We start from the raw sequence: 5,005 nt of genomic DNA on the forward strand, positions 1-5,005 counted from the left end.
GAATGACATCTCACCGTGAGATTATCAATAATCTTTATTATTATCCGGAATGCTTAATCAGCACTTCTATGACATCGAATATTCTCTTCTGATCTTTTGCTGACAAAGGTTTTAACTGTTCGCTAAGTTTGGTCGCCTTAACCTGATATCCTTCTTGAAGGACTTCAGACAACACCATGTCTACCGAAGCAGAGAATGTATTGAGAATATCAATAAATGTTTTAAGGGATGGTATCTTTTTCTCCTCGTTCAACCGCTCCGATATAATTTGTGCTCAACCCAGTAATCTCTGCCAGATCCTCTTGGCGCAGTTTCCAGAGATGACGGAACTCCCTTATATATTTCCCTCCGGTATCCAGTCCAATTATAGAGTGTAATACTATGAAATCGCATTGTTAACCTCAAATTGACACGATGTAAATTGCCATGTAAACTATAAGCGGTTTACAATACCGTGATTTCTTTTATAATCAAGGCATAATTGGAGTGAACATAATGTTACTAGGTGATAAATTAGTGTCTTTGCGCAAAGAGAACAAACTGACACAGGCAAAGGTAGCAGAAATTCTCAATGTATCCAGGCAGGCAATTTCAAGGTGGGAATCAGGGGCAGCGATACCCTCTACAGACAATTTGAAAGGGCTAAGCGAACTTTATAAGGTGCCGGTTGATTATTTGTTGAAGAAAGATGATTCTGAAAGTCAGTTGGAAGAAGCGCAGGTTGAAGAACGCCGTCCTGCTTCTGATGGACTGCGGACGATAGTATCTAAAAAGATAATCTTTTTGTTGCTGGCTGTTGCTGTGGTGGCAGCTACCTTTGTAGCCGTGCTCTGCGATCCCGGTCATCATGCAGAAGATGAAACCACACCGATTGAAGAGTTGGATGAAAGTAAGTGGGATGATACCGGCACAGGGGAATTTACATTTGATACACTTGACTGATTAATCGAAAGGATTTAGAGCGTATGCGCGATTTTCTGTACCGTCTGCTTGTTGCTTCAGATGCAACGATGAGATATTTTTTCCAGGTTGTTCCCATAGTCGCTCTTGTTGGGCTCCTGTATCTGGTGATATCTCTGCTTCGGTGTAGAAAAACGGGAAATCGGTTCTCTAAACGGGAGATCATAAACTTTCTATTCATCTGTTATCTTACTGGCCTGCTCTCTCTTATATTGGTGCCAAATCATTTCTGGACAGCAATATGGTTTTATCTTTTCAACGGCTTTCCTGGGTGCGAAATTGGTCCGATGTTTGTCCTGAATTTCAATCTTGTTCCAACAGTTGTCTATTATATTCAGGGAACAGTAGTTCTCGGTGAATGGGTAAAACAAATGTTGATTCTAAACTTACTTATGTTTTTGCCTATGGGTATATTACTGCCCCTCGTATCCTCAAAGATTAACAAGAAAACCATCATTATTGTGGCCGTTGCCATTTCGATAGTTGTTGAATTACTTCAACCAATTATCGGTAGAAGTTTTGATATGGACGATGTCATCATGAATTCGCTTGGTATCATTTGCGGATGGGGTCTCGTCGCTTTGGCAAGGCGCTTTCAAAAAGGCATGAACAGGCGCGTGACTTCCTGACAGGGATCACGCGCCTATTTTCTTTGGGAATGGAGGAAGAGATATGAAACGGTTTTCTGCGTTATATCTGGTGCTGGCCATCGCCTTGTCGATAGCAGGCTGCGCCAAGAACGATGGGTTCTCTCATAATGGAGTCGAATACTGCAACCCCAAGGCCAACAACGATCAAACTACGACACCACTGTTTACGGATGGTCTGCGGGATGAAGCTGCTGTCAGGGAGAAAACGGGATTTGTGGGTGCAAACATTGGCATGGGCGGCCTGATGGCTGGTGACGGTGAGTGGATCTACTACCGAGATGAAACAGACTGGGGACTCTATAAAGCCAAAACGGACGGCTCTGAAAAAACGCTTTTATTGCCCGTAGAGGAGTATTCTCCGAGCAATCTTAATGTGTTAGATGAATGGGTCTATTTTTCCAACTATCGAGATGATTTTTCGCTATATCGTGTTCGCACAGATGGAACAGCACCAGAAAAATTGGTTAGCGGATATTGCAGCACCTTATTTGTTGCCGAAAGTGGGATTTACTTTGATTGTCGGGATGAAAGCAATAGATTCAGGGCATTTCGCATAAATTTAGATGGAACAGATCAAGAACTAATTGCAGAGGATTTTTCTCCAGTGTCCTATTATAATGGAATTTTATACCTCTATAATTTCCGGAGCGAAACATTATCTGCATACAATACAGAAACGAATGAAACCACAATATTGAATGATAGCATTAAACAGGCAGCATATTTCAGCACCGATGAAAGTGGTATCTATTATTGGGAAAATTTAAGTGATTTCTGTTATCTTGATCCCGCAACTGGTTCAGTAACCGTGTTAAGGAAAGGCCCTATTGGCGACTATTACAACTACGCAAATGGCAGAGTTTACTTTGTTGCGTATGGCGGCTCAAATTATGACTATTCTTGTTGCTATTCTCTGGATCTATCTACAGAGATTGAAACGCCCATTCTCTCCTTGTCAGAAGAGATGTATGATTTCAACGGAGAACCGATTGGATTAACCCAGGCAGAGTATCTTGCCGGGGATTATAACCCGGAGGTAATTCCCAAAGATACATCTGGGTGGCCTGTGGTGTTGAATGAACGAGCATTTGAAATTTACCTTGCAAATGGACAAGTATTTTCCCGTGGTGTGTTAAAGGAAAGTATACCAGCTCACTGCTGGATTTACTGCAATGGGAAGAATGGACAATTATGGGGATGACTCATTGTTCCATACATCGTTAACCGAAACTGAGCGCAATCATTTCAAAGCGGCTACTCTTTTTTATTTTTAAACTGTAACCAATAGAAACAACTCGCATTTTGTAATATTATCAACCAAAATGCTGATTTCAAGAATTATATGGCAACTACAGAAAATGATTAATCTCGCAGTGAGATACCATTCCTGTTGGAATGAGATCTCACCGCGAGATTATCAATAGTAATTATCATCCGGAATACTTTATCAACACTTCTATGACATCGAATATTCTCTTCTGATCTTTTGCTGACAAAGGCTTTAACTGTTCGCTAAGTTTGGTCGCCTTATCGTGGAGTAGCCAAGCCACCGGTGTATGGTAATTACTCGTGGACTCCATTACCACACGGGTCTCACCATCCAGACCTTTGAGCAACTTTGCCAACTCACTCAGTTCACTGGCAGTGTGCCGCACTTCAAAAGGTGAGACTACCACCTCTCCAAAGGGACGCATGACAGCGATCATGCTTTTCCCTTTGGAGACATCAATGCCAACGCAGTTCATTCACAATCCCCCAATACAAAAGTCTGCAACCGGAATCCATCTTTTCTCGCTGCCGATTCAAACTATTGGGTGACGCGAACTCTCCGGCTCAACCTGCTAAATCGAACGCTACAGCAAGAGGATGGCCAACAGTCTTCCTCGCGGACATAATAGCCCAGGTAATCAATAGTCAGCCAGTTGCTCCTCTTATAAAAGGACGGGTCAACCATGAAAAATCGAGTTTGCACATTATACCGTGTTTCCACTGACAAGCAGGTGGATCATAACGATAAGAACCAGGCTGACATTCCCATGCAGCGAAAAGCCTGTCATGCCTTTTGCGAAAAGATGGGCTGGGTGATTGTCCACGAGGAACAAGAGGAAGGTGTTTCCGGCCACAAGGTAAGGGCGGAAAACCGGGACAAGCTGCAAATTATCAAGGAACTGGCAAAGCAGAAAAAGTTTGATATTCTGCTGGTGTTCATGTTTGACCGCATTGGGCGTATCGCTGACGAAACGCCTTTTGTGGTGGAATGGTTCGTAAAGAACGGGATCGAGGTATGGAGCACCCAAGAGGGGGAGCAGCGCTTCGATAGCCACACGGACAAGCTCACCAACTACATCCGCTTTTGGCAGGCTGACGGTGAAAGCGAAAAGACTTCTATCCGTACTAAAACCGCATTAGGCCAGCTTGTTGAGGGCGGCGGCTTCAAAGGTGGCCTTGCTCCATACGGCTATGACCTTGTGAAAAGTGGGCGCTTCAACAAGCGCAAGCATGAGCTCTACGATCTGGTAGTCAACGAAACCGAGGCCGCCGTGGTGCGGATCATTTTTGACAAGTATGTGCATGAGGGCTTCGGCGCTCAACGGATTGCCACCTACTTAAACAAACAGGGCTACCGGGCAAGAACAGGTAAGATGTGGCACCACGCCAGCATCCGTGGCATTGTTTGTAATCTCACTTATACGGGCGTTCTGCGGTGTGGGGAAAGCCGCTCCCAAGAGCTGCCCCACCTGCAAATCATTTCGCCGGATCTTTTTGAAGCAGCACAGCATATCCGTACTTCCCGGGCCAACAGCGCCGAACAAGAACGCCATATCCCGCTGAACACTCGGGGCAACTCCCTTTTGGCTGGGAATGTGTATTGTGGCCATTGTGGGGCGAGGCTGTCCCTCACCACCAACGGCAAGGCTTAATTAGATAAATTTTAGCCAAATCGGGAGCCACCCCCAATTAGCCATTTAAAAGACTAACCCTTTTGAAATCTGCTCCAACATCTCTTTATTCTTTTTTGCCCTCTCTTCTCTCTGTTTATCTACATACTTCTGAGCCATACGACTATCCTCATGGCCCAATAGTTGCATAACATGAAATACCGTAGCATCAGGCTGATTACTTAACAAGGTTGCAGCGGTGTGACGCAGACGGTGAGGCCGTAACCTATCCACTCCAGTTCCTGACTTCTTCAAATAACGATTAAGCGCACTACGGAAGCCGTCACAAGTCCACGATGGCCCTTTCACTGTTCCAAAAACAAAATCTTCATCAGAAGTTTTTGTTTTGCTAAATAGTGTCTACACAAGATTAGGCTAAAATGGCACACCAAATAGCAATGCAACGAATTTGCACTGCTGCCAAAAAAGATGCTGTATTTTTGGCATATCGCGTGG

The 5,005-nt window shown here is 44.2% G+C and carries 5 protein-coding genes and 3 pseudogenes; 4 read left to right on the forward strand and 4 right to left on the reverse strand.

Annotated features, from left to right (window positions below; all coding sequences use genetic code 11):
• Nucleotides 1-40: 40 nt before the first annotated feature.
• Nucleotides 41-253, reverse strand: a complete 213-nt coding sequence (locus tag B5F88_RS18355; RefSeq protein ID WP_242959883.1) for a hypothetical protein — start codon at nt 251-253, stop codon at nt 41-43.
• Between the two features lie 242 nt (nt 254-495).
• Between B5F88_RS18355 and B5F88_RS18360 the strand changes: the two genes are divergently transcribed.
• From B5F88_RS18360 to B5F88_RS18370, 3 genes are read left to right on the forward strand one after another with little or no spacing between them, the layout of a single operon-like run.
• Complete coding sequence (locus B5F88_RS18360) at nt 496-942, forward strand: helix-turn-helix transcriptional regulator (protein WP_087348884.1); 447 nt, start codon at nt 496-498, stop codon at nt 940-942.
• A gap of 23 nt (nt 943-965) precedes the next feature.
• Nucleotides 966-1,589 (forward strand): VanZ family protein, encoded by a 624-nt coding sequence (locus B5F88_RS18365; RefSeq protein ID WP_087348886.1) that lies wholly within the window; start codon nt 966-968, stop codon nt 1,587-1,589.
• Between the two features lie 43 nt (nt 1,590-1,632).
• Nucleotides 1,633-2,811, forward strand: coding sequence for a DUF5050 domain-containing protein (locus tag B5F88_RS18370; RefSeq protein WP_087348888.1), 1,179 nt, complete (start codon nt 1,633-1,635; stop codon nt 2,809-2,811).
• 271 nt (nt 2,812-3,082) lie between these two features.
• Here the strand turns inward: B5F88_RS18370 and B5F88_RS18375 are convergent.
• A pseudogene (locus tag B5F88_RS18375) lies at nt 3,083-3,355 on the reverse strand (transposase); the annotation flags it as partial.
• Nucleotides 3,356-3,562: 207 nt separating this feature from the next.
• Between B5F88_RS18375 and B5F88_RS18380 the strand changes: the two are divergent.
• Nucleotides 3,563-4,531 carry a recombinase family protein gene (locus B5F88_RS18380; RefSeq protein ID WP_242959884.1) on the forward strand — a complete coding sequence of 323 codons (969 nt, stop codon included), beginning with the start codon at nt 3,563-3,565 and terminating at the stop codon, nt 4,529-4,531.
• A gap of 45 nt (nt 4,532-4,576) precedes the next feature.
• On the opposite strand, the pseudogene B5F88_RS21890 reads toward B5F88_RS18380, so the two are convergent.
• A pseudogene (locus B5F88_RS21890) lies at nt 4,577-4,879 on the reverse strand (site-specific integrase); the annotation flags it as partial.
• Nucleotides 4,880-4,919: 40 nt separating this feature from the next.
• Nucleotides 4,920-5,005, reverse strand: a pseudogene (locus B5F88_RS20445) (IS5/IS1182 family transposase); the annotation flags it as partial.

It is taken from the genome of Flavonifractor sp. An306 (assembly GCF_002159455.1).
Lineage (GTDB): Bacteria > Bacillota > Clostridia > Oscillospirales > Oscillospiraceae > Flavonifractor.

Bases quoted from the DNA above. Each gene is read 5' to 3' on its own strand.
- B5F88_RS18370 (WP_087348888.1), top strand. From the start codon at position 1,633: ATGAAACGGTTTTCTGCGTTATATCTGGTGCTGGCCATCGCCTTGTCG.
- B5F88_RS18380 (WP_242959884.1), top strand. From the start codon at position 3,563: ATGAAAAATCGAGTTTGCACATTATACCGTGTTTCCACTGACAAGCAG.
- B5F88_RS18360 (WP_087348884.1), top strand. From the start codon at position 496: ATGTTACTAGGTGATAAATTAGTGTCTTTGCGCAAAGAGAACAAACTG.
- B5F88_RS18365 (WP_087348886.1), top strand. From the start codon at position 966: ATGCGCGATTTTCTGTACCGTCTGCTTGTTGCTTCAGATGCAACGATG.